This is a genomic window from Streptomyces sp. NPDC059037, assembly GCF_042740015.1.
Lineage (GTDB): Bacteria > Actinomycetota > Actinomycetes > Streptomycetales > Streptomycetaceae > Streptomyces.
Genome location: NZ_JBHYIG010000109.1, coordinates 1 through 19970 on the forward strand (window position 1 = coordinate 1; position 19970 = coordinate 19970).

A 19970-nucleotide genomic window follows, 5' to 3' on the forward strand; every position below is an offset into this window, starting at 1 on the left:
TCTTTATAGAGACTAGTTGCCCGACCCCCCACCCCCCGCGCCCCCCGGGGGCGACAGGGGGCGCCTCCCGGGGGCGCAACCCCCCCCCCGCCCCGGCATGGGGGGGGCCCCCCACCCCCCGGACACCGGACAGGTCATAGAGGGCCACGGCCTCAAGCTCGGCTACTACGCCCAGGAGCACGAGACCCTCGACCCGGAGCGCACGGTCCTGGAGAACATGCGCTCGGCCGCCCCGGACCTCGACCTCGTCCAGGTGCGCAAGACGCTCGGTTCGTTCCTCTTCTCCGGGGACGACGTCGACAAGCCGGCGGGCGTGCTCTCCGGCGGTGAGAAGACCCGCCTCGCCCTGGCGACCCTGGTCGTCTCCTCCGCCAACGTCCTGCTCCTCGACGAGCCCACCAACAACCTCGACCCGGCGAGCCGCGAGGAGATCCTCGGCGCCCTGCGCACGTACAAGGGCGCGGTCGTCCTCGTCACGCACGACGAGGGCGCGGTGGACGCCCTCCAGCCGGAGCGGATCATCCTGCTGCCCGACGGCGTCGAGGACCTGTGGGGCCAGGACTACGCGGATCTGGTCGCACTCGCCTGATCTCTCCCGGCCCATGGGCCTCGCGTGAGGGGTCCAGTTTGGTTGATCGAATAACTGATCCACTGCGTATGGATCATTCGGCCGATCCGTGATCCTTCATCTGTGTGAGGCCGCCTCGTACCGAGGTGTGGGATACACGGATTTCCCCTGTGTGGCGGGCGCTGACCGCGTTTCTCGCCCGCCACCGCGCTGACCTGGCACTTCGCTCGACAATCCATTCGGCCGTACGGAATTCGATGCGCGGAATTGATAATTCCGCTCATGGTGGCCCGTTCTTGAGCGGCAAACCTTGTCGTACGGACCTTGCCGAATGGGTGGCCAGGAAGCCCGGGAGGGGTGATCATGAGAAGTCCAGAGCGCACTTCCCATGAGGAGGCACGGGTGGCCGAGACTCTGAAGAAGGGCAGCCGGGTAACCGGCGCCGCGCGCGACAAGCTCGCGGCAGACCTGAAGAAGAAGTACGACGGCGGTGCGAGCATCCGGGCGTTGGCCGAGGAGACCGGCCGTTCGTACGGCTTTGTGCACCGCATGCTCAGCGAATCCGGCGTCACGCTGCGGGGACGCGGCGGGGCGACGCGAGGCAAGAAGGCCGCGGCCGGCTGACGGCGGCGGGCTGTTCACCGGCTTCGACGGTGGCCACCGGGCCGATCGTCCCCCAGAGCCCTTAAGGGACCTGGGGGTGACCCCTGATCGGCCGGGTGGTTACTGTGCAGTCACTTACGGGCGCACGTGTGTGCCCGCACCGACCGCACACCACCATCGGAGGCCCCCATGGTTTCGCCCGGCAGTGAACTCGGCGGACCCGCACCGGTACTCGACAAGGACGGCGTACGCCTGACTGTCGACGAGGCCGTAGCCACGGTGACGCTGGCCAACCCGGCCAAGCGCAACGCCCAATCTCCCGCGCTGTGGAGGGCGTTGGCCGAGGCAGGCCGGATGTTGCCGGGCAGTGTCCGCGTCGTCGTGCTCCGAGGTGAGGGCAAGTCCTTCTCCGCGGGCCTCGACCGCCAGGCGTTCACGCCCGAGGGCTTCGACGGTGAGCCGTCCTTCATCGACCTCGCGCGCGGCGACGACGGCGTCCTCGACGCCACCATCGCCGAGTACCAGGAGGCGTTCACCTGGTGGCGGCGCAGCGACATCGTGTCCATCGCCGCCGTCCAGGGGCATGCCATCGGTGCGGGCTTCCAGCTCGCGCTCGCCTGTGACCTGCGGATCGTCGCGGACGACGTGCAGTTCGCCATGCGCGAGACCAGCCTTGGCCTGGTGCCCGACCTCACCGGCACGCACCCCCTCGTGGGTCTTGTCGGCTACGCCCGCGCGCTGGAGATCTGCGCCACCGGGCGGTTCGTCCAGGCGGCCGAGGCCGAGCGCGTCGGCCTCGCCAACCTTGTCGTGCCCGCGGACCAGCTCGACGCGTCCGTGAGCGACCTGTCGGCCGCGCTGCTCGCCGCGCCGCGCGACGCGGTCATCGAGACCAAGGCGCTGCTGCAGGGCGTCTCCGGTCGTACGTACGAGGAGCAGCGCACCGCCGAGCGCGCGGCGCAGGGGCGGCGGCTGCGGGACCTTGCGGGGCTCGGCGACTGACGCTCCGCTGGTCGGGCGGATTCTGTCTGCGGGTGTTTTGTGGCTGGGCGCGCAGTTCCCCGCGCCCCTTTGGGGCGGGTCAGTCCTCTACGGCTGTGATCAGGACCGCCACCGAAGGGTGGTCCGGGAGTGCGGCGCCGACCGCCGCTCGGACCGCAAGTGCCACGTCCAGGGCGCGGTGCTCGCGGGCCGTTGCCATTTCCACGCGCGCGTGGCGGCGCGGCAGGGCCGCTTTCGCCGCCGGTGACTCCTCGATGTGCACCGCGCGGCCGAGTCCGCCGAGTGCGCCGGTCAGCCTGCGCACGCCGGGCACGTCCAGGGCGGCCGCGGCCACTTGGGCCTCGTCTCCGCTGCCGGACGGCGGCTTGGACTCGGCCGGTGGCTGCTCCTGGTCGGGGGAGTCGGCCGCGGGGGCCTCGCCCTCGTCCAGCAGGGCCGTCACGTCGAGGTCCACCTCCTCGACCACCAGGCCGAGCCGGTCCGCGGCCGCCGTGAACAGCGCCTCGCGGAGCCGGGCTGCCGCCGCTGGCAGCGGCTCGGTCGCGGCCGCTGCGAACTCCGCCGTGATCCGCAGCGGCCCCGGCGGCAGCGCGCTCGGCGGCGCGGGCACCGAGGCGACGTACGCGTCCGAAGGATCGGCCAGTGCAAGGCGCAGGCCGCCGAGCCGCACACCGCTCACCCCCTGTGCCGCACGGCGCAGCACCGCGCCCGCCGCCGACTCCGTCACCCAGACGCCGTCGCCCGGTCCGCCGAGCGGCAGCACCCGCCCCAGGCCGAGTTGCCGCCGCACTGCCTCAGTCCACCCGTCACCGGTCATTGCTCCAGCCTGCCGCATCCCTGGCGCGCGGCGGCGCAACCGCACTTAGTCTGGGCGAAGGAGCACATCCCCTTTCGAAAGGGACGGCGATGACCGACACCGGACAGCGGCAGCGGCCCAAGGAGAGCCTGGAGAAGGAACCCTCGGGCGAGGCGGTGGGCAGGAGCGGCGCGACCAGGCGCGGCGGCGGAGATCCCGCGACCAGGGGACGCACCACCATCGCGGACGGCGTCGTCGAGAAGATCGCCGGGCTCGCGGCCCGTGACGTCGTCGGCGTGCACGCGATGGGCGGCGGCCTCGCCCGGACCTTCGGCGCCGTCCGCGACCGGGTGCCCGGCGGCTCCAAGTCCGTGTCGCGCGGCGTGAAGGCCGAGGTCGGCGAGGTGCAGACGGCGCTCGACCTGGAGATCGTCGTCGAGTACGGGGTCTCGATCGCCGATGTCGCCCACGCAGTACGGGAGAACGTCATCGGCGCGGTCGAGCGCATGACCGGTCTTGAGGTCGTCGAGGTCAACATCGCGGTGAGCGATGTGAAGCTGCCGGACGAGGAAGACGATGAGCCGCAAGGCCGCCTCCAGTGACGCAGCCGTCCTGCTCGAAGTCGTCTTGCTAAGGAGCGCGCGATGAGCATGGCCGTGATCGGCATGGTGGCCGGAATGGCGCTCGGCTTCGCCGGGTACTTCGGCGGGTTCGGGGCGTTCCTTCTGGTGGCGGCCCTGGGCGCCATAGGCTTTGTCGCCGGCCGGTTCCTCGAGGGCGACCTCGACCCGGGCGACTTCTTCCGTACCCGTGGCGACGACCGGCGGCGGTGAGCCGTGGCGGCACAGGTCGCTCCAGGGTGGCGCGGCGCGACCCGGATCGCCGACCGGGTCGTCGCGAAGATCGCAGCGCGGGCGGCGCGCGAGGCGCTGGGCACGGTCCCCGCCGACGGCTCGCCGCCGCACGCGACGGTCACCGTGCGCCATGATGTGGCGCGCGTGCGCATCAGCGTGGAACTGGACTACCCCTCGGACATCGGCGCGCAGTGCGGTGCGGTGCGTCGCCGAGTCGCCGAGCGGGTAAAGGCGTTGGCGGGGATGGAAGTGCCCGAGGTCGCGGTCCAGGTCGAGCGGCTGCACTCGGCACAGGTGCGCGCCGCGGCGCGGGGGAGGACGCGATGAGTGAGACCCAGGGGCCCGAGGGCGAGGGCGGTGGTCGCACACAGCCGGTGCCGGTCATCGAGCGGGCCGGCAGCGATCTCGACCAGTCGGCGTCCGCGGCCTCCTACGATCCGCCGCCCACGCTGGCCGACGACACCAAGGCGACCCGCTTCTGGTCGTCCCGGCGCGTTCCCGCCGCCGTCCTCGCCCTGCTGGTCCTCGGCGGTGCGGGGCTTCTGCTGTACGACATCGCCGCCGTGCGCGCCGGGCACTCGGCGATGGCGTGGCGGCGCGACCTCGCCCGTGAGCTGGCCGAGCGGCCGCTGGACAGTACGTCGGTCCTTGCCGGTGCGGGGGTCGCGGCGGCCGCCGGGGTGTGGCTGATCGTGCTCGCCGCGACGCCGGGGCTGCGGGCCGTGCTCGCCATGCGGCGCGATGACGCCGACGTACGGGCCGGTCTCGACCGCGGGGCCGCGGCGATGGTGCTGCGGGACCGGGCCATGGACGTGTCCGGGGTGCAGTCGGTGCGGGTCCGCATGAAGCGTTCCAAGGTGGACGTGCACGCGATCTCGCACTTCCGCGAACTGGACGACGTACGCGGCGACTTGGACGCCACGCTGGCTGAGGGCATCAAGGACCTGGGCCTCGGCCGCGGTCCCGCGCTCTCGGTGCGCGTCGCACGGCCGGGCAGGAAGGGCTGAACCCGCGATGCTGAAGACGGTCAACCGTGTGGTGCTCGGTCTGCTGGGCCTCGTCCTGCTGGTGCTCGGCGGTTCGGTGCTCGCCATCGGCCTCGGCGCGAGCCCGCCCTCGTGGTGGGTGCACGACGGGAAGCGCGATGTCCTGCTCAGCGACGCGGACCGGGAGCGGTGGCGGGACGACGGCTGGTTCTGGCCCACGGTCATCGGCGTGCTCGCGGTGTGCGTGCTGCTCGCCCTGTGGTGGCTCTCCGCGCAGTTGCGGCGGCGGAGGCTGGCGGAGGTCCTTGTGGAGACCGGGGACGGGGAGGGGGCGCTGCTGCGGGGGCGGGCCCTGGAGAACGTACTCGCGGGCGAGGCGGAATCGCTGGAGGGTGTGCAGCGGGCCGCGGTCTCCCTGACGGGCCGCCGCAACGCCCCCGAGGCGCGGGTGTCCCTCCTCCTGGAGCCGCACGCGACGCCGGGCGAGGCACTCCACCGCCTCTCGGCGGAGGCGCTGGCGCACGCGCGCGACTCCGCGGGCTTGGCGAAGCTGCCGGCGGTCGTGCAACTGCGGGCGGTGAAGCATCGGGCGGAGCGGGTGAGCTGAGGGGGGGCTCCGCCCCCGGCCCTCGTTCTAGACCGCCGCTTCGCGGCGGATTTTTCCCGCGCACCCACCCGATTGCCCGGCAGATGTTTCAGCCCGTCCGAGGAAAGAAACCGCCTAGAACCCCCGCCGCGCCCCACCATCCACCGGCAGCATGACCCCCGTCAGATAGGACGCCGCGGGAGAGAGAAGGAACGCGGCCGTCTGGCCGAATTCCTCCGGGGTGCCGTAGCGCCGCAGCGGGATGCGGGCCTCGTTCGCCGCCCGCGTCGCCTCGGGATCCGCCGAGAGCCCGTCCAGCTCCCGCACCCGATCCGTGTCGATCCGGGCCGGCAGGAGTCCGACGACGCGAATGCCCCGCGGCCCGAGCTCGTCGGCGAGCGACTTGGCGAAGCCGGCAAGCCCCGGCCGCAGCCCGTTGGAGATCGTCAGACCCGGAATCGGCTCGTGCACGGACGCGGAGAGGACGAAGCCGATGACACCCCCCTCACCGAGCTCGGCCGCGGCCGCCCGAGCAAGCCGCACCGCCCCGAGGAAGACCGACTCGAACGCCGACTCCCACTGCTCGTCCGTGTTGTCGGCGGCGAACCCCGGCGCAGGACCCCCGACACTGATCAGCACCCCGTCGAACCGCCCGAACCGCTCCCGCGCGGCATCGATCAGCCGCCCGGCGACGGCGGGGTCGCCGTTGTCCGCCGCGATGCCGGCCGCGTCGGGGCCCAGCGCGTCCGCCGCCTCCGCGACGGTCTTCTCGTCCCGCCCGGTGATGAGTACCTTCGCGCCGTACGCGATCAGCTCACGCGCGGCGGCGTTGCCCAGGCCGCGGGTGGCGCCGGTGATGACGTAGGCACGGTCCTTCAGTCCAAGATCCATGGCGCTATTTTGCCGCGTCGCGGCGGGGGAACGCGAGGCCCGTCACACCGTCGCGGGCGTCGCCTCCGGCGTGGACTCCGCGGCCGCCGCCGCGCGGTCCCGCACTTCGCGGCGGACCAGGATCACCCAGCCGATGGGGACGCCCGCGCAGAACAGCCACCACTGGACCGCGTACGCCATGTGCGGGCCGATGTCGCCGTGCTCGGGCTCGCCGATCACCTGGGGGGAGCCGGACGGGGGTTCCGGCGAGGTCAGTTCGATGTAACCGCCGAGGACCTGCTTGCCCAGGCTGTGCGCCTGCTGTCCGCTGCTAATCAGCATGATCTGACGGTCCGGAAGGCCCTGGAGGTCCTTGATGCCGCTCTTCGCGGACGTCTCGTCGGCCATCAGCCGGCCGGTGACGGTCAGCTCGCCCTTGGGCGCCGGGGGAACCTTCGGGAACGCGGTCTGCGGCCCGTTCGCCGGGATCCAGCCCCGGTTGACGAGGAGCACCTTGCCGTCGTCGAGGACGAACGGCGTCAGGACGTGGAAGCCGATCTCCTCGTCGGAGTTCGTGCGGCGCCGCACGACGACCTCGTGCTCCGTGTCGTACGTGCCCTGCGCGCTCACCCGCCGGTAGCGCTCGTCGTGCGAGACGGCGTGGCCGGGGGACGTGAGCCGCTCCGCCGGGACCGGCTTCGCGTCCAGCGCCTTGGAGATCTGCGCGTTCTGTGCGACGCGGTGCTCGTGGCGGTGCAGCTGCCAGAAGCCCAGCTCGATCATCGTGGGGATGAGAACGAGGGCGACGAGGGTGAGGATCACCCACTGCCGGGTCAACAGGAAGCGGTACACCCCACGACGGTACAACTCGGTCGTGGGGTGCACGGGAGTGGGGTACTCCGGAACGGAGCCGCGGAGGGCCGTGGGGGAGAGGCCGGGTCACACCCTGTCGACGATGCCCACCTGCCCCTCCGCCCGCGAGCAGTGCGCACCGCAGTACCACTGCCCGTCGGCCTCCACGCCCTGGCCGATGATCCGGCACCGGCAGTGCTCACAGATGGGCGCCATGCGGTGAATGGCGCAGGAGAAGCAGTCGAAGACGTGCACCGCGCCTTGCGCGTGCACCTCGAAGGACATGCCGTAGTCGTTTCCGCAGACCTCGCAACGTGCCATGCGCCACAGGGTGGGACGCACGGCGCCCGCATGCGAGCGGGCAGGCGGGGCGCGGCGCGACAATCACCCGTCTGACACCCGCCCGTCGGCTCAGCCCTCCGCCGCCGGAGCGACGTCCTGGAGGAGCTGGCCGAAGGCCGCCTCGTCGATGACCGGGGTGCCGAACGCCCGCGCCTTGGTGGTCTTGGACGTACCCGAATCCGGGTCGTTCGTGACGAGCACGCTGGTCAGCCGCGACACGCTCGTCGCGATGTGCAGTCCGGCCTCCACCGCGCGGTCCTCGAGCAGCTCGCGCTCGGTCGAGGTGTCCCCGGAGAACGCGACACGCATGCCCTGCTGGAGCGGTTTGCCCGGTTCGTACCGCCCCGGGTTGGGGTAGGGGCAGGCGGGCCGCTTGCGTGAGGGGCGCCAACTCCCTTGGCCGTACGAGGAGTACGAGGAGTACGAGGAATACGAGGAGGACGACGAGGATGACGAGGATGGCGAGGATGCGGAGCCCGGTCCTGTCGGCTGGCGGACGATGCGCGCCGCGCCGTCGGACCACTCGGTGAGCGGACGGCACTCGAGGAGCGGCAGCCGCACCCCTTCGCTCGCCGCGGCGCGCAGGCTCGGCCGGAAGGCCTCGGCGAGCACGCGCGCGTCGTCGAGTGCGTTGTGCGCGTTGCGCTGCTCGACCCCGAAGTGCGCGGCGAGCGACTCCAGCTTGTGGTTGGGCAGCGGGAGCCGCAGCTCCTTGGAGAGGGCGATCGTGCACAGGCGCTGGCGCACCGGGGCGGTGCGCTCCGCGCGTGCGTACTCCCTGGCGATCATCGACCAGTCGAAGACGGCGTTGTGCGCGACCAGGACGCGGTCCGCGAGGCGCGCGGCGAACTCGTCGGCGATGTCCTTGAAGAGCGGCGCGTCGGCGAGCATCGTGCTGGTGAGTCCGTGGATCCAGACGGGGCCCGGATCGCGCTGCGGGTTGACCAGCGTGTACCAGTGGTCCTCCACCTCGCCCTGGGCGTCCACCCGGTAGACGGCAGCCGACACTATGCGGTCGTCGCGGGCCAGCCCTGTGGTCTCCACGTCGACGACCGCGTATCCGGAGGGATACGCGGCCGGCCAGGGGGCTGCGGACGCTGCGGTCGTCTGGTCTTCGAGCATGGTCCCTGAGGATACGGGCCACGACTGACAGTCAGGTCCCCGGTCCAAGGAGTCCGGCCACCAGCGCGCGCACGGACGCCGTGAACAAGGCCTCCGGGTCGACGGGTGCGGCGAGCGCGCGGGCGAGTTCGGGATCGTCCTCGGCGGTCTCCACCGTCCACAGCTCCTCCTCGCCGGGCCGCTGCACCGGCGCCCGTTCGCGGTTGCGCTCGACCAGGACGTGGCCGACGACATGGACCTGGACGGCGCGCACGGCGGCGGCCGCGCGTGCGCCGCGCAGTCCCGCCGCGTGCACCTCGTGCACCAGGACCCGCTGAGCGGGCAGGAACATCCGCTCGGTGAGGCCCCGTTCGTGGACCATCGCGACGAGGTGCGGATGGTCGCGCAGCTCGCGGCGCAGGGCGCGCGCCACGGAGACGATGCGCCGGTCCGGGGTCTTTCCGGAGGGGCGGATCTCGCGCAGGTCGGCGACGGTGCGCTCGACGAGCGCGTCCAGGAGCGACTCGCGGTTGCCCACGTGCCAGTAGATCGAGGTGACGGCGGTGCCGAGCTCGGCGGCGAGCTTGCGCATCGTCAGGCCCTGCGGGCCGTGCTGTTTCACGAGCGCGGCCGCCGTGGCGAGCACCTGCTCCCGGTTGAGATGCGTGCGCGTTCCTTCGTGACGCGGCTCTTCACTCTTCACGGCTCCTGTTGTAACTGTGTTACAGAACCTTCCGCAAGACCTCCCGCAAGTCCCCGCCGCGGGCCCGAGTCCCGCGCTGACGAAGGGTGGTACGACATGGCACGCGTACGGTACGGAGCGCGCACCGAGGCGGAGATCGCCGCGACGCGCACCGCGAGCTCGAAGCTCCCCGACATCTGGTCGACCGGTGTGGTGGCCGTCTGGGAGAGCGACCCGGACGCGGTGGCGGCGGTCCTTCCGCCACCGCTCAAGCCCACGCACCGACCCCTGGTGCGGGCCAACATCAGCAAGGTCGACCTGCCGGGCTATCCGCTGGGCGCGGGCTCGGTGGCGGTGGCCGCCGAGCACGGGGGAGTGGAGGGCTGGTATCCGCTCGTCATGCCGATGACCCACGAGCGGGCCCTGATCGGCGGGCGCGAGGTCTTCGGGGAGCCGAAGAAGCTCGGCGAGGTGGAGGTGGAGCGCGACGGCCTGGTCGTCGGCGCCCGGCTCGCCCGGCACGGCATCGCCTTCGTCGAGGTGCGCGGCGCGGTCAGCGGCCCGCTGCCGCTCCCGGAGCCGGCCCAGAAGACCGACTTCTACTTCAAGTTCCTTCCCGGAGTGGACGGTTCGGGCTTCGACGCGGACCCGGTGCTCGTGCACTGCGTACGCAACGAGAAGGTCCGCAAGCTGGAGGCCGTCACCGGCGACATCGTGCTGCGCGAGTCGATGTACGACCCGATCGCGGACCTCCCCGTGCGCGCGGTCGTCGAGATCACCATCGGCGAGAAGACCACCGACCAGAAGGGCCGCGTCGTCGAGCGGGTCAGCGCGCAGGCCCTGCTGCCCTACATCCACCAGCGCTACGACGACCCGCAGCAGATCCTCGACGGCCCGCCAGAGGGGAGCGTCTGAGATGGAGTTGCGCGAAGGGCAGGTCGCCGTCGTCACGGGCGCGGCGAGCGGCATCGGCCTCGCCATGGCGCGGCGGTTCGCGGCACAAGGCTTGAAGGTGGTGCTCGCCGATGTCGAGGAGGGCGCCCTGGAGAAGGCGGCGGCCGGGCTGCGCGAGGACGGGGCGAGCGTGCACGCGCGCGTGGTCGACGTCGGCTCGCGCGAGCAGGTCTTCGCCCTCGCCGACGCGGCGTACGAGACGTTCGGCGCCGTCCATGTGCTGTGCAACAACGCGGGTGTCGGCTCGGGCGCGGAGGGCCGCATGTGGGAGCACGAGCCGAACGACTGGAAGTGGGCCTTCGAGGTCAACGTATGGGGCGTCTTCCACGGCATCCAGGCCTTCGTGCCCCGCATGATCGCGGGCGGCGAGCCCGGCCATGTCGTCAACACCTCATCCGGCGACGGCGGCATCGCGCCGCTGCCCACCGCATCCGTGTACGCGGTCACCAAGGCGGCCGTGGTGACGATGACCGAGTCGCTGTACGCCCATCTGAAGGCGGAGCACGCGCGCGTGGGCGCCTCCGTGCTCTTCCCCGGGCCGCACATGCTGCGCACCGGCCTCTGGGAGTCGCACCGCAACCGCCCCGACCGGTACGCCAAGTCCCGCCCCCGCAGGACCCCTTACCGCAGCCTCGACCAGTGGGAGGCGGCGATGAAGGAGGCGGGCCAGGAGGTGGAGTTCACGCCCGTCGAGCAGGTCGCGGACTTCGTGGCGCAGGGCATCGCCGCCGGCCGCTTCTGGCTGCTTCCGGAGAGCGAGCACAGCGACCGGCAGATCAAGGCCAGGTCGCGGTCGATGCTGGACCGCGCCGACCCGGCGTATCTCGAGAACTTCATCCTGGACTGAAGGGAGTGCCACAGATGACCGGCCAGGACCCCTACTTGATCATTTCCTCCGACTGCCACGCCGGGCTCCCCACCGAGGAGTACCGGCCCTATCTGGACAGCCGCTTCCACCGGGACTTCGACCAGTTCTTGGGGGAGCGCGACGCCCGTCGCGCGGAGGCGACCCGCCTCGGCATCCGCAACGACGCGTTCGCCGCCAAGTGGTTCCAGGACAACGAAGAGGGCCTGCGCGGCGGCTGGGACACCGCGCAGCGCCTCAAGGAGCTGGACGGCGACGGGGTGGCCGCCGAGGTCGTCTTCCCCGACGCGGACGCCGTGGACAGCCAGACGGCGGCGCCCTTCGGGGTGGGCCTCGGCCTCTCCGGCGACCAGGACCCCGAGCTCGGCATGGCGGGCGCGCAGGCGCACAACCGCTGGCTCGCCGACTTCGTGTCCGAGCATCCCGAACGGCACTGCGGCGTCGCCCTGTTGCCCATCACCGGAGAGGTCGACCGGGTCGTCGCCGAGGTGCACCGGGCCAAGGAGTCCGGGCTCGGCGCGCTGATGATCCCCTCCATGTGGGTCGACAAGGCGCCCTACCACGACCGGCGTTACGACCCCGTGTGGGCGGCGGCGGCAGAATGCGCGATGCCCGTGGTGACCCACTCCGGGGCGGCGCCCCGCCACGAGTACGGCGACCACCTCGGGATCTACGTCTCCGAAGTGACCTGGTGGCCCGCGCGGCCGCTGTGGTTCATGCTCTGGTCGGGCGTCTTCGAGCGCCACCCGGGGCTGAGGTTCGGTGTCGCGGAGTCGGGCTGCTGGTGGCTGCCGAACCTCCTGTGGTTCATGGACCGCCTCTACCTGGGCGCGCACGGCGGCAAGAAGCTCTCCCCGTTCGCGGAGCTCAAGCGGTCGCCGCACGAGTACCTGGATCGGCAGATCTTCATCTGCGCCACCAACACCAAGCGCCGCGAACTCGCCCAGCGCTACGAGATCGGCGTCGACAACATCCTCTGGGGCAGCGACTTCCCGCACCCCGAAGGGACCTGGCCCGACACGCGCGCGTGGCTGAAGAAAACCTTCCACGACATCCCGGTGGGGGAGACCCGCCGGATGCTGGGCCTCGCGGCGGCGGAGGTCTTCGGCTTCGACACGGAGAAGCTGGCGCCGCTGGCCCGCCGCATCGGTCCGACGCCCGCCGAACTGGGCCAGGCCACCGACCAGTCGGCAGTGGAGGCCTCCTGGGCGCGCTCGCGCGAGGTGGGCCGCCACTGGCTGACCGAGAACGACTTCCCGGTACTGGGGGCCCAGACATGACAGCGGAGCGCTACACCGTCATCTCGGCCGACTGCCACGCGGGCGCCGATCTCCTCGACTACAAGCCCTACTTGGAGTCGCGTCACCACGACGCGTTCGACGCGTGGGCGGCCACCTACGTCAATCCGTACGAGGACCTCCTCGCCGACACCGCCGACCGCAACTGGAACTCGGAGCGCCGCGTCGCCGAGCTGGAACAGGACGGCATCGTCGCCGAGGTCGTCTTCCCGAACACCATCCCGCCGTTCTTCCCGAGCGCGTCCCTGATGGCCCCGGCGCCCACGCGCGAGGAGTTCGAGCAGCGCTGGGCGGGCCTGCGGGCCCACAACCGCTGGCTCGCCGACTTCTGCGCCGCGGCTCCCGGCCGCAGGGCGGGCGTCTTCCAGATCCTCCTCAACGACGTCGACGAGGCCGTCAAGGAGATCAACCGGGCGGCCGACGCCGGGCTCAAGGGCGGCCTGCTGCTGCCCGGCACACCGCCGGGGTCGGGACTCGCCGAGCTCTACTCCGCGACGTACGACCCGATCTGGGCGGCCTGCGCCGAGCGCGGCGTGCCGGTCAACCACCACGCGGGCTCGGCATCGCCACCGCTGGGCGAGGAACCGGCCGCGCGCGCCGTCTTCATGGTGGAGACGACGTGGTTCTCGCACCGGGCGCTGTGGCACCTCGTCTTCGGCGGCGCCTTCCGCCGCCACCCCGAGCTCAGGCTCGTCCTCACCGAGCAGGGCTCGGGCTGGATCCCCGGCGTGCTCGACATGCTGGACTACTACCACGGGCGCCTGGTCGCGGCGGCTTCGAAGGCGGACACGACCGACACGGCGGAGTCGAAGTTCGGTGCGGGCCTTGCCGATTCGATGGGCAAGGGTCCTTCCGAGGTGTGGCGCGAGAACTGCTTCGTGGGCGCGAGTTTCATGCGCCCGCACGAGGCGCAGATGCGGGACCGGATCGGCCTCGACAAGATCATGTGGGGCAGCGACTACCCGCACGACGAAGGCACGCACCCCTTCTCGCGCGAGGGCCTGCGCATCGCGTACGCGGGTCTCCCCAAGGAGGAGATCGCGGCGATGGTCGGCGGCAACGCGGCCCGCGTCTACGGCTTCGACCTGGAGCTTCTGGACGCGATCGCGGCGAAGGTCGGACCGACCGTCCAGGAACTGGACGAACCCCTCAAGGAGACCCCGGCCGGCGCGACGAGCCCGGTGTTCGCCCCAGGAGGTTCGGTACGCGTCTGGTGACGGCGTGCCCCTGCCGACTCGCTCACCCGGGGTGAGACCCTCCCCGGGTGAGCGATCAGGCACCGGAACACGACGAGGCGCACGGCGGCGCGCTCGCCTCCCGGCTCAACTGGCTGCGGGCCGCCGTGCTCGGGGCCAACGACGGCATCGTCTCCACGGCCGGGCTGGTCGTCGGCGTGGCGGGCGCCACCGGCGACCGCGCCACCCTGCTCACGGCGGGCCTGGCCGGGCTGCTCGCCGGGTCGATGTCGATGGCCGCGGGCGAGTACGTCTCCGTGTCCACCCAGCGCGACTCCGAGAAGGCCGCCCTGGCCATGGAGAAGCGTGAGCTGCGGGAGCAACCCGAGGCCGAACTGGTCGAGCTGACCGGCCTCCTGGAAGAGCGCGGGCTCAGCCGCGAGGTGGCCCGCGAGGCGGCGCAACAGCTCACCGAGCGGGACGCGCTGCGGGCCCACGCGCGCGTGGAGCTCGGTATCGACCCCGACGCGCTCACCAATCCGTGGCACGCGGCCTGGGCCAGCTTCGTCGCGTTCACCGTGGGCGCGCTCCTGCCGCTCCTCGCGATCATCCTGCCGCCCGCCGACTGGCGCCTCGCCGTCACCGTCGTCTCGGTCCTCGGCGCGCTCGCCCTCACGGGCTGGAGCAGCGCGCGCCTGGGCTCAGCGGCCGTGCGTCCCGCCGTGCTGCGGAACGTGGCAGGTGGAGCGCTGGCCATGGCGGTCACCCACGGGGCGGGCGCGCTGCTCGGGGCGGTCGGTGTCTGAGCGTCCGCTTTTGGCGAGGCCCGCCAACATCCGTCGGCTTACCACTGGTAATACTTGTCGGTAACTACGTCTAGCGGCGGCCCGTCAGGGGCCTTTACGGTGCACGCATGCCGCCGAACCTGCCCGATGTCGTGCTGTGGTCCATACCCGCCTTCGTGCTGCTCACCGTCGTGGAGATCGTGAGCCACCGGATCCATCCCGACGAGGACGCCGCCGGGTACGAGACGAAGGACGCCGCGACCTCCATCACGATGGGGCTCGGCAGCCTCGCCTTCGACTTCCTGTGGAAGATCCCCATCGTCGCCATCTACACGGCGATCTACGCGCTGACACCGCTGCACATCCCCGTGCTGTGGTGGACGATCCCGCTGATGCTGCTCGCGCAGGACTTCTTCTACTACTGGTCGCACCGCGGACACCACGTCATCCGCATCCTGTGGGCCTGCCATGTGGTGCACCACTCCAGCCGCAAGTTCAACCTCACCACGGCGCTGCGCCAGCCCTGGACGAGCCTGACGGTCTGGCCGTTCTACGTCCCGCTGATCGCACTCGGCGTGCACCCGGCGGCACTCGCCTTCTGTTCCTCGGCGAACCTCGTCTACCAGTTCTGGATCCACACCGAACGCATCGACAAGCTGCCCCGGCCCTTCGAGTACGTCTTCAATACCCCCTCGCACCACCGCGTCCACCACGCGTCACAGGGCGGCTACCTGGACCGCAACTTCGGCGGCATCCTCATCATCTGGGACCGCATGTTCGGCTCCTGGGTCGCGGAGACGGACCGCCCGGTGTACGGCCTGACGAAGAACATCACCACGTTCAACCCGCTGCGGGTGGCCACGCACGAGTACGCGGCGATAGCGAAGGACCTGAAGACGGCAACGACATGGCGCGAACGGGGCGGCAGGCTGTTCCGGGGACCGGGCTGGCAGCCGCAACCCCAGACACCACAGAGCAAGGCACCAGAGCCGGTACCGGAGAGCGCCGCATGAGTCGTGTTCCTGTTGTGGGCAGGCGTTCCGCACGGCGGAACGGGTGGGCACAACCCCAGCTGCCGGGCACCGATGGAGCGGCGTCCACCAAGGCCAAGCTCCTCCTGGCCGCATTCGCCCTGGCGGCGCTGGGCGACCTCACAGCACTACTGGTGGACGCAGACACAGGCCACACCATCTTCAAGCCCCTCCTGATGCCCCTGCTGGCGGCATACGTAGTCACGGTCAAGGGCCCGCGCCTCCTTACCGCGGCACTCCTCTTCGGCTGGGGAGGCGACACCCTGCTCCTCTTCGACGCGGACCCCGCGTTCCTCGCAGGCATGGGCTCCTTCGCCGCAGGCCACGTCTGCTACCTCGTCCTCTTCAAGAGGTACGGCAAGGGCTACGGCACGGCACGCGCACGCGGGGCAGGCCTCGTCGCGGCGTACGCGGCAGCCCTCGTCACGACCGTCGCACTGCTCTGGCCCGACCTCCCCGCGGACATGCGCGGCCCGGTGGCCGGCTACAGCCTCCTGCTCACCGCGATGGCCTTCGGCGCGACCACACTGGGCCTCACCGCGGCGGCCGGCGGCGCCCTCTTCCTCCTCTCGGACACCCTCATCGCGACCGGCGTCGCCGAGTGGCCGCAGGCGCCAAGACCCGACTTCTGGATCATGCTCACCTATATCGCCGCACAGTTCCTGCTGGTCAGAGGCGTGCTGGCGGCGCTGAACGCGCGGACAGCGCCGAACCCGACGTACGGTGAAGGGCGGACGAGCACGCCCTGAGGGGGGTTCCGGCAAGGAGCCGAGGAGCACCCCCATGCGCGCCACCACCATCCACGCCCCGTACGACCTGCGCGTGGAGGACGTACCAGAACCGGTCGCCCAGCTGCCCACCGACGCCGTCGTACGCGTCCTGCGCGCCTGTATCTGCGGCAGCGACCTGTGGGCTTACCGCGGCGAGTCGGCCCGGCAGCCGGGGCAGCGGATCGGCCATGAGTTCCTCGGTCTCGTCGAGGAGACCGGCTCCGAAGTGACCGATTTCCGGCGGGGCGACCTGGTCGTCGCGCCGTTCATGTGGTCGGACGGCGTCTGCGAGTACTGCAAGGAGGGCCTGACCACGTCCTGCGTGCACGGCGGCTTCTGGGGCTCGGTCGGCTACGACGGAGGCCAGGGCGAGGCGGTGCGCGTGCCGTTCGCGGACGGGACGCTGGTCCGGCTGCCCGCGGACGCCGCGTCCGACGACCAGCTGCTGTCCGCCCTGCTCACCCTCTCGGACGTGATGGGCACCGGCCATCACGCGGCGCTCGGCGCGGGCGTACGGCCCGGGACGAACGTCGTGGTCGTCGGCGACGGGGCGGTCGGCCTGTGCGCGGTGCTCGCCGCCGTGCGGCTCGGCGCGGAACGCGTCATCGCCCTGGGCCGTCACCAGGTGCGTACGGACATCGCGCGCGGCTTCGGTGCCTCCGACGTCGTCGCCGAGCGCGGCGACGCGGCGGTGGAGGCCGTCCGTGAACTCACCGGCGGCCAGGGCGCGCACTGCGTGGTCGAGGCGGTCGGCACCGAGCAGTCGATGCGCACCGCCGTGAACGTCACGCGCGACGGCGGGGCCATCGGCTTCGTGGGAGTGCCGCACGGCAGCAGCACGGGCCTCGACCTGAGCGTCATGTTCGACCGGAACATCACCCTGCGCGGCGGCGTCGCGCCCGTGCGGACGTACATCCCGGACCTGCTGCCCGACGTCCTGGACGGCTCCCTCGACCCGTCGCCGGTCTTCGACCTGACGGTGGACCTGGAGGGCGTACCCGGCGGCTACAAGGCGATGGACGAGCGGACCGCGCTCAAGGTGATGGTGACCAACTGAGCCGGCCCCCGATACGCCCCGGCCCGCTCACCAGCGAATCGGCAGCGGCAGCGCGGTGAGCAGCGCCGACACCACCACGACGAGGCCGAGCGCGATGACCTCCCCGCGCGCGGGTGCGTACGCGGAGACGGGATCGGCGGCCTTGCGCAGCCGGGCGCGCGCGAGCAGCGCCATGACGGCGACGGCCACCACCAGGAGCAGCTTGGCGAGCAGCGTGCGTCCGTAGGCCGTGTCCGTCAGCTGGTCGAGCACGGTGCCCGGCGGCATCCGGCGCAGCGTGCTGAACACCCCCGTCACGGTGATCGCGGCGAGCAGGAAGGCCGCCACGCGCGCGTAGAGGCCAAGAAGCGCTCCGCCCTCCCGGGGAGCGGACGTCCGCCACAGCCGCAGCGTGCGCAGCACGTGCAGCAGACCGCCCGCCCACAGCACACTGCAGGTCAGATGGACCAGCGTCAGTCCGGACCCGATCAGTGGGGTGTCCTCCGCCGGCGGGTGCGCGCGCAGCGCCTCCGCGACGATCACCGCGGTCAGCGGCAGGGCGGCGGTCGACGGGCGGCGCGACCTCGAACACAGCAGGGACACGATGAAGGCGTTGACCTCCAGGAGCGCCAGCCTGCCGTCCCGTGTCTGATAGAGACCGCCGATATCCATGTCGGAGAGCTGATGCGGCACCAGATTGCCGGTGGCCACCACGGAGGCGAGCCCCAGCGTCGCGACGATGCCCGCGCCCGCCGCGTACGCCGCCCAGCTTCGCGGCTCGCGCTCCAGCGGCGCCCCCGGCACCCGGCGGGCAAGGCGGATCGCGTACACCTCGCCCAACTGCACGCAGAGCGCGGCGAACATGACCGTCCGCAGGAACGTGATCCCCGCCGTGCCCGGTGCCTCGGCCTCCCCGGTGCCGTCCAGTGCGGCCGACGGGCCGAGCAGCGGGATCAGGGCGGCGACGGCCACCAGGACGAGCACGGCGACGGCACGCGCGGGCGAGGGGCGGCCGCGCGGCGCACGGTGGGACGCACGGGGCACGGAGGCGGCCGCTTCGGCCGTTGCATCGCCCCCGGGCTCGGCGGACGGTTGTATGGGACTCACCACAAGATCTTCACCAGGTGCCCCCTTAACGGGCAAGTCCTGGCAAACAACTGGCGAAATCCCATTCCGCCCGACGGGGTCCGTTCACCGCCACTCGGGCGTATCGGTGCCCCAACGGCCGGGCGGCCGCGACCAGTTGTCCGGTCCGCCCGCGAGGGACACCGGCGGCAGCGCGTGCCGCAGCCGCCCCAGGGGACTGTCCGTCTCGGCCAGCCAGGGGGAGGCGTCGTCCGTGGGGCAGGTGCTGTCCTCGCCCTCGGAAGCGCCCTCGGGAGCACCCTCGGAAGCGTCCCCGGGAGCGCCCCCGAGGGACGCCCCCGTCAGCCAGTGCGCCGTCTGCGCGAGCGTCAGGCTCACACCCCACGTGCCCCCGCCCGCCATCGCCTCGGTGAGCGAACGCAGGACGGCGGCGGCCACCAGATGGCCCGTGCCGTGGTCCAGGGCCTGCGCGGGCAGTGCGCCCGGCCGTTCGGGTGACCCCTCGGCGGACGCGATCCCCGACGCGACCTGCACCAGACTGTCGAAGCCGCGCCGCCCGGCCCACGGCCCGTAGTCCCCCCACGCCGAAAGCCGCGCCACCACGATCCCGGGCCTGCGCTCGGCCAGCGCCAGAGGGGCGAGCCCGAACCGGTCAAGGGCGCCGGGGCGGTACCCGGTGACGACCACGTCGGCCCCCGCGAGCAGCTCGTCGAACGTCCGCAGATCCGCGCGCCGCGCCAGGTCCAGCGTCGCGGACCGCTTCCCGAAGCCGGTGTCCGCGTGCTGGTCCGGCAGTTCGGGCAGCCGGGGCGAGTCGATCCGCAGCACGTCCGCGCCGAGCAGCGCAAGCGTGCGGGTCGCGACGGGGCCCGCGATGACCCGGGTGAGGTCGAGCACGCGGAGCCCGGAAGCCGGCAACAGGGGGTCGCCGGTGAGCGCCGGAAGGGACCGCGCGGGCCCCTCGCCGATCCGCTCGCGGCTCAGCAGCGGCCGCTCGGCCACCGCGGCGCCCTGCGGGTGCTCCGCCCACTCCTCGGGCGTACGCAGCGCCACGGCGAGCCCTCCGGCGGCGTACACGGCGTCCTCCACGTCCACGGCGGGCCGCTCGGCGATCCGGGCGGCCACGGAGTCCACGGAGTCAGCGGAGTCGCCAGAGTCCGCGGAGAGCCCGAGCGCGGCCAGCAGCGCCGCCCGGTGGTGCGGATAGTTGGCGTGCGTCCGCACCCAGCCGCCGTCCCCGGTGCGCCAGAAGCCGGACAGGGGAGCGAAGTTGACGGGCTCGCGGCCGTCCACGAGCAGCTGCCGCTCGCTGGTGAACGCGGCGGCCACCGCCCCGTCGTCGACCCGGACGCGGGGCACGGCCCGCCCGGTGCGCGCCGCCGCCAGTTCCGCCGCGGCGAGCGCGCAGCCGCCCACACAGGCGCGGGCCAGCTCACGGACGGGCAGCCGCGCGGGCAACACCCCCGCGCGTACGACGGGTTCGACACGGGAGAGGAGCGCGGGATCGCCGCCGAGCGCCGCCCAGGCCGCGCGCGTACCGGTCATCGGTGTGTGCGTCATGCATGCACTATGCCTGGCGGTGTCTACGTAGTCGCCGCCCACTTGAACGTGAGCTCCTTCTCCGGCTCGGAAGGCTCCAGGTCCCAGCCGCGCTCGGTTGCAGCCCGCACCACGTAGGCGCCGTCGACCCCGCGGTAGAACCACAGGGGGACGGTGCACGAGGCACCC

General features: G+C 72.1%; 23 protein-coding genes and 1 pseudogene. 16 read left to right on the forward strand and 8 right to left on the reverse strand.

From position 1 onward, the window contains the following. Window positions 1-103: 103 nt before the first annotated feature. The 3 genes and pseudogenes from ACFWY6_RS22570 to ACFWY6_RS22580 form a co-directional block, all read left to right on the forward strand. Window positions 104-589: pseudogene (locus ACFWY6_RS22570) on the forward strand (ATP-binding cassette domain-containing protein); the annotation flags it as partial. A 381-nt stretch (window positions 590-970) separates the two neighbouring features. After that, window positions 971-1192, forward strand: coding sequence for a helix-turn-helix domain-containing protein (locus ACFWY6_RS22575; protein ID WP_055550175.1), 222 nt, complete (start codon window positions 971-973; stop codon window positions 1190-1192). Between the two features lie 168 nt (window positions 1193-1360). Then, complete coding sequence (locus tag ACFWY6_RS22580) at window positions 1361-2173, forward strand: enoyl-CoA hydratase/isomerase family protein (protein ID WP_384693163.1); 813 nt, start codon at window positions 1361-1363, stop codon at window positions 2171-2173. 79 nt (window positions 2174-2252) lie between these two features. Here the strand turns inward: ACFWY6_RS22580 and ACFWY6_RS22585 are convergent, their stop codons facing one another. Continuing rightward, window positions 2253-2990, reverse strand: a complete 738-nt coding sequence (locus tag ACFWY6_RS22585; protein WP_384693166.1) for a nucleopolyhedrovirus P10 family protein — start codon at window positions 2988-2990, stop codon at window positions 2253-2255. An 89-nt stretch (window positions 2991-3079) separates the two neighbouring features. On the opposite strand from ACFWY6_RS22585, the gene ACFWY6_RS22590 reads away from it, so the two are divergent. From ACFWY6_RS22590 to amaP, 5 genes are read left to right on the forward strand one after another with little or no spacing between them, the layout of a single operon-like run. Next, entirely contained in the window at window positions 3080-3571 is a 492-nt protein-coding gene (locus ACFWY6_RS22590; RefSeq protein WP_384693169.1) for an Asp23/Gls24 family envelope stress response protein, read from the forward strand. Between the two features lie 42 nt (window positions 3572-3613). Beyond that, window positions 3614-3802, forward strand: a complete 189-nt coding sequence (locus tag ACFWY6_RS22595) for a hypothetical protein (RefSeq protein WP_135335341.1) — start codon at window positions 3614-3616, stop codon at window positions 3800-3802. Window positions 3803-3805: 3 nt separating this feature from the next. After that, window positions 3806-4150, forward strand: a complete 345-nt coding sequence (locus ACFWY6_RS22600) for an Asp23/Gls24 family envelope stress response protein (protein ID WP_266868496.1) — start codon at window positions 3806-3808, stop codon at window positions 4148-4150. Continuing rightward, the gene (locus ACFWY6_RS22605; RefSeq protein ID WP_384693172.1) at window positions 4147-4830 is read left to right on the forward strand and encodes a DUF6286 domain-containing protein; all 684 of its coding nucleotides are present in this window, start codon (window positions 4147-4149) and stop codon (window positions 4828-4830) included. The genes ACFWY6_RS22600 and ACFWY6_RS22605 overlap by 4 nt, the downstream gene beginning before the upstream one ends. Window positions 4831-4837: 7 nt before the next feature. Then, window positions 4838-5416, forward strand: a complete 579-nt coding sequence (gene amaP, locus ACFWY6_RS22610; protein WP_384693175.1) for an alkaline shock response membrane anchor protein AmaP — start codon at window positions 4838-4840, stop codon at window positions 5414-5416. Window positions 5417-5530: 114 nt separating this feature from the next. Here amaP and ACFWY6_RS22615 read toward each other — a convergent pair whose 3' ends face one another. The 5 genes from ACFWY6_RS22615 to ACFWY6_RS22635 form a co-directional block, all read right to left on the reverse strand. Continuing rightward, entirely contained in the window at window positions 5531-6286 is a 756-nt protein-coding gene (locus tag ACFWY6_RS22615; protein ID WP_384693178.1) for an SDR family oxidoreductase, read from the reverse strand. Window positions 6287-6328: 42 nt separating this feature from the next. Continuing rightward, window positions 6329-7117 (reverse strand): SURF1 family protein, encoded by a 789-nt coding sequence (locus ACFWY6_RS22620; RefSeq protein WP_384693222.1) that lies wholly within the window; start codon window positions 7115-7117, stop codon window positions 6329-6331. Between the two features lie 87 nt (window positions 7118-7204). Further along, window positions 7205-7438, reverse strand: a complete 234-nt coding sequence (locus ACFWY6_RS22625; RefSeq protein ID WP_135331724.1) for a hypothetical protein — start codon at window positions 7436-7438, stop codon at window positions 7205-7207. A gap of 90 nt (window positions 7439-7528) precedes the next feature. Then, window positions 7529-8581: a DEDDh family exonuclease gene (locus ACFWY6_RS22630; protein ID WP_384693181.1), complete on the reverse strand. Its 1053-nt coding sequence runs from the start codon at window positions 8579-8581 to the stop codon at window positions 7529-7531. A gap of 31 nt (window positions 8582-8612) precedes the next feature. Further along, window positions 8613-9263: a TetR/AcrR family transcriptional regulator gene (locus tag ACFWY6_RS22635; RefSeq protein WP_384693184.1), complete on the reverse strand. Its 651-nt coding sequence runs from the start codon at window positions 9261-9263 to the stop codon at window positions 8613-8615. Between the two features lie 96 nt (window positions 9264-9359). Here ACFWY6_RS22635 and ACFWY6_RS22640 point away from each other — a divergent pair, with 96 nt between their 5' ends. The 8 genes from ACFWY6_RS22640 (at window position 9360) to ACFWY6_RS22675 (ending at window position 17177) form a co-directional block, all read left to right on the forward strand. Continuing rightward, a complete protein-coding gene (locus ACFWY6_RS22640) occupies window positions 9360-10157 on the forward strand; it encodes an acetoacetate decarboxylase family protein (protein WP_384693187.1) in 798 nt (265 codons plus the stop codon). A gap of 1 nt (window position 10158) precedes the next feature. After that, complete coding sequence (locus ACFWY6_RS22645) at window positions 10159-11043, forward strand: SDR family NAD(P)-dependent oxidoreductase (RefSeq protein ID WP_360763797.1); 885 nt, start codon at window positions 10159-10161, stop codon at window positions 11041-11043. Between the two features lie 14 nt (window positions 11044-11057). Beyond that, window positions 11058-12341 carry an amidohydrolase family protein gene (locus ACFWY6_RS22650; RefSeq protein WP_384693189.1) on the forward strand — a complete coding sequence of 428 codons (1284 nt, stop codon included), beginning with the start codon at window positions 11058-11060 and terminating at the stop codon, window positions 12339-12341. After that, window positions 12338-13576, forward strand: a complete 1239-nt coding sequence (locus ACFWY6_RS22655) for an amidohydrolase family protein (RefSeq protein ID WP_384693192.1) — start codon at window positions 12338-12340, stop codon at window positions 13574-13576. The genes ACFWY6_RS22650 and ACFWY6_RS22655 overlap by 4 nt, the downstream gene beginning before the upstream one ends. Window positions 13577-13623: 47 nt before the next feature. Beyond that, window positions 13624-14340 (forward strand): VIT family protein, encoded by a 717-nt coding sequence (locus ACFWY6_RS22660; protein WP_384693195.1) that lies wholly within the window; start codon window positions 13624-13626, stop codon window positions 14338-14340. 107 nt (window positions 14341-14447) lie between these two features. After that, a complete protein-coding gene (locus ACFWY6_RS22665; protein ID WP_384693198.1) occupies window positions 14448-15332 on the forward strand; it encodes a sterol desaturase family protein in 885 nt (294 codons plus the stop codon). Further along, window positions 15329-16099, forward strand: a complete 771-nt coding sequence (locus ACFWY6_RS22670) for a lysoplasmalogenase (RefSeq protein WP_384693201.1) — start codon at window positions 15329-15331, stop codon at window positions 16097-16099. Before ACFWY6_RS22665 ends, ACFWY6_RS22670 begins: the two co-directional genes overlap by 4 nt. A gap of 34 nt (window positions 16100-16133) precedes the next feature. Further along, window positions 16134-17177: a zinc-dependent alcohol dehydrogenase family protein gene (locus tag ACFWY6_RS22675; protein ID WP_384693204.1), complete on the forward strand. Its 1044-nt coding sequence runs from the start codon at window positions 16134-16136 to the stop codon at window positions 17175-17177. 27 nt (window positions 17178-17204) lie between these two features. On the opposite strand, the gene ACFWY6_RS22680 is transcribed toward ACFWY6_RS22675, so the two are convergent. After that, a complete protein-coding gene (locus tag ACFWY6_RS22680; RefSeq protein ID WP_384693224.1) occupies window positions 17205-18200 on the reverse strand; it encodes a CopD family protein in 996 nt (331 codons plus the stop codon). Window positions 18201-18347: 147 nt separating this feature from the next. After that, a complete protein-coding gene (locus ACFWY6_RS22685; RefSeq protein ID WP_384693227.1) occupies window positions 18348-19787 on the reverse strand; it encodes a CoA transferase in 1440 nt (479 codons plus the stop codon). Window positions 19788-19970 lie beyond the last annotated feature (183 nt).

Bases quoted from the DNA above. Each gene is read 5' to 3' on its own strand.
- ACFWY6_RS22580 (WP_384693163.1), top strand. From the start codon at position 1,361: ATGGTTTCGCCCGGCAGTGAACTCGGCGGACCCGCACCGGTACTCGAC.
- ACFWY6_RS22630 (WP_384693181.1), bottom strand. From the start codon at position 8,581: ATGCTCGAAGACCAGACGACCGCAGCGTCCGCAGCCCCCTGGCCGGCC.
- ACFWY6_RS22585 (WP_384693166.1), bottom strand. From the start codon at position 2,990: ATGACCGGTGACGGGTGGACTGAGGCAGTGCGGCGGCAACTCGGCCTG.
- ACFWY6_RS22640 (WP_384693187.1), top strand. From the start codon at position 9,360: ATGGCACGCGTACGGTACGGAGCGCGCACCGAGGCGGAGATCGCCGCG.
- ACFWY6_RS22615 (WP_384693178.1), bottom strand. From the start codon at position 6,286: ATGGATCTTGGACTGAAGGACCGTGCCTACGTCATCACCGGCGCCACC.
- ACFWY6_RS22595 (WP_135335341.1), top strand. From the start codon at position 3,614: ATGAGCATGGCCGTGATCGGCATGGTGGCCGGAATGGCGCTCGGCTTC.
- ACFWY6_RS22675 (WP_384693204.1), top strand. From the start codon at position 16,134: ATGCGCGCCACCACCATCCACGCCCCGTACGACCTGCGCGTGGAGGAC.
- ACFWY6_RS22685 (WP_384693227.1), bottom strand. From the start codon at position 19,787: ATGACCGGTACGCGCGCGGCCTGGGCGGCGCTCGGCGGCGATCCCGCG.
- ACFWY6_RS22655 (WP_384693192.1), top strand. From the start codon at position 12,338: ATGACAGCGGAGCGCTACACCGTCATCTCGGCCGACTGCCACGCGGGC.
- ACFWY6_RS22625 (WP_135331724.1), bottom strand. From the start codon at position 7,438: ATGGCACGTTGCGAGGTCTGCGGAAACGACTACGGCATGTCCTTCGAG.
- ACFWY6_RS22650 (WP_384693189.1), top strand. From the start codon at position 11,058: ATGACCGGCCAGGACCCCTACTTGATCATTTCCTCCGACTGCCACGCC.
- ACFWY6_RS22665 (WP_384693198.1), top strand. From the start codon at position 14,448: ATGCCGCCGAACCTGCCCGATGTCGTGCTGTGGTCCATACCCGCCTTC.
- ACFWY6_RS22590 (WP_384693169.1), top strand. From the start codon at position 3,080: ATGACCGACACCGGACAGCGGCAGCGGCCCAAGGAGAGCCTGGAGAAG.
- ACFWY6_RS22605 (WP_384693172.1), top strand. From the start codon at position 4,147: ATGAGTGAGACCCAGGGGCCCGAGGGCGAGGGCGGTGGTCGCACACAG.
- ACFWY6_RS22645 (WP_360763797.1), top strand. From the start codon at position 10,159: ATGGAGTTGCGCGAAGGGCAGGTCGCCGTCGTCACGGGCGCGGCGAGC.
- amaP (WP_384693175.1), top strand. From the start codon at position 4,838: ATGCTGAAGACGGTCAACCGTGTGGTGCTCGGTCTGCTGGGCCTCGTC.
- ACFWY6_RS22670 (WP_384693201.1), top strand. From the start codon at position 15,329: ATGAGTCGTGTTCCTGTTGTGGGCAGGCGTTCCGCACGGCGGAACGGG.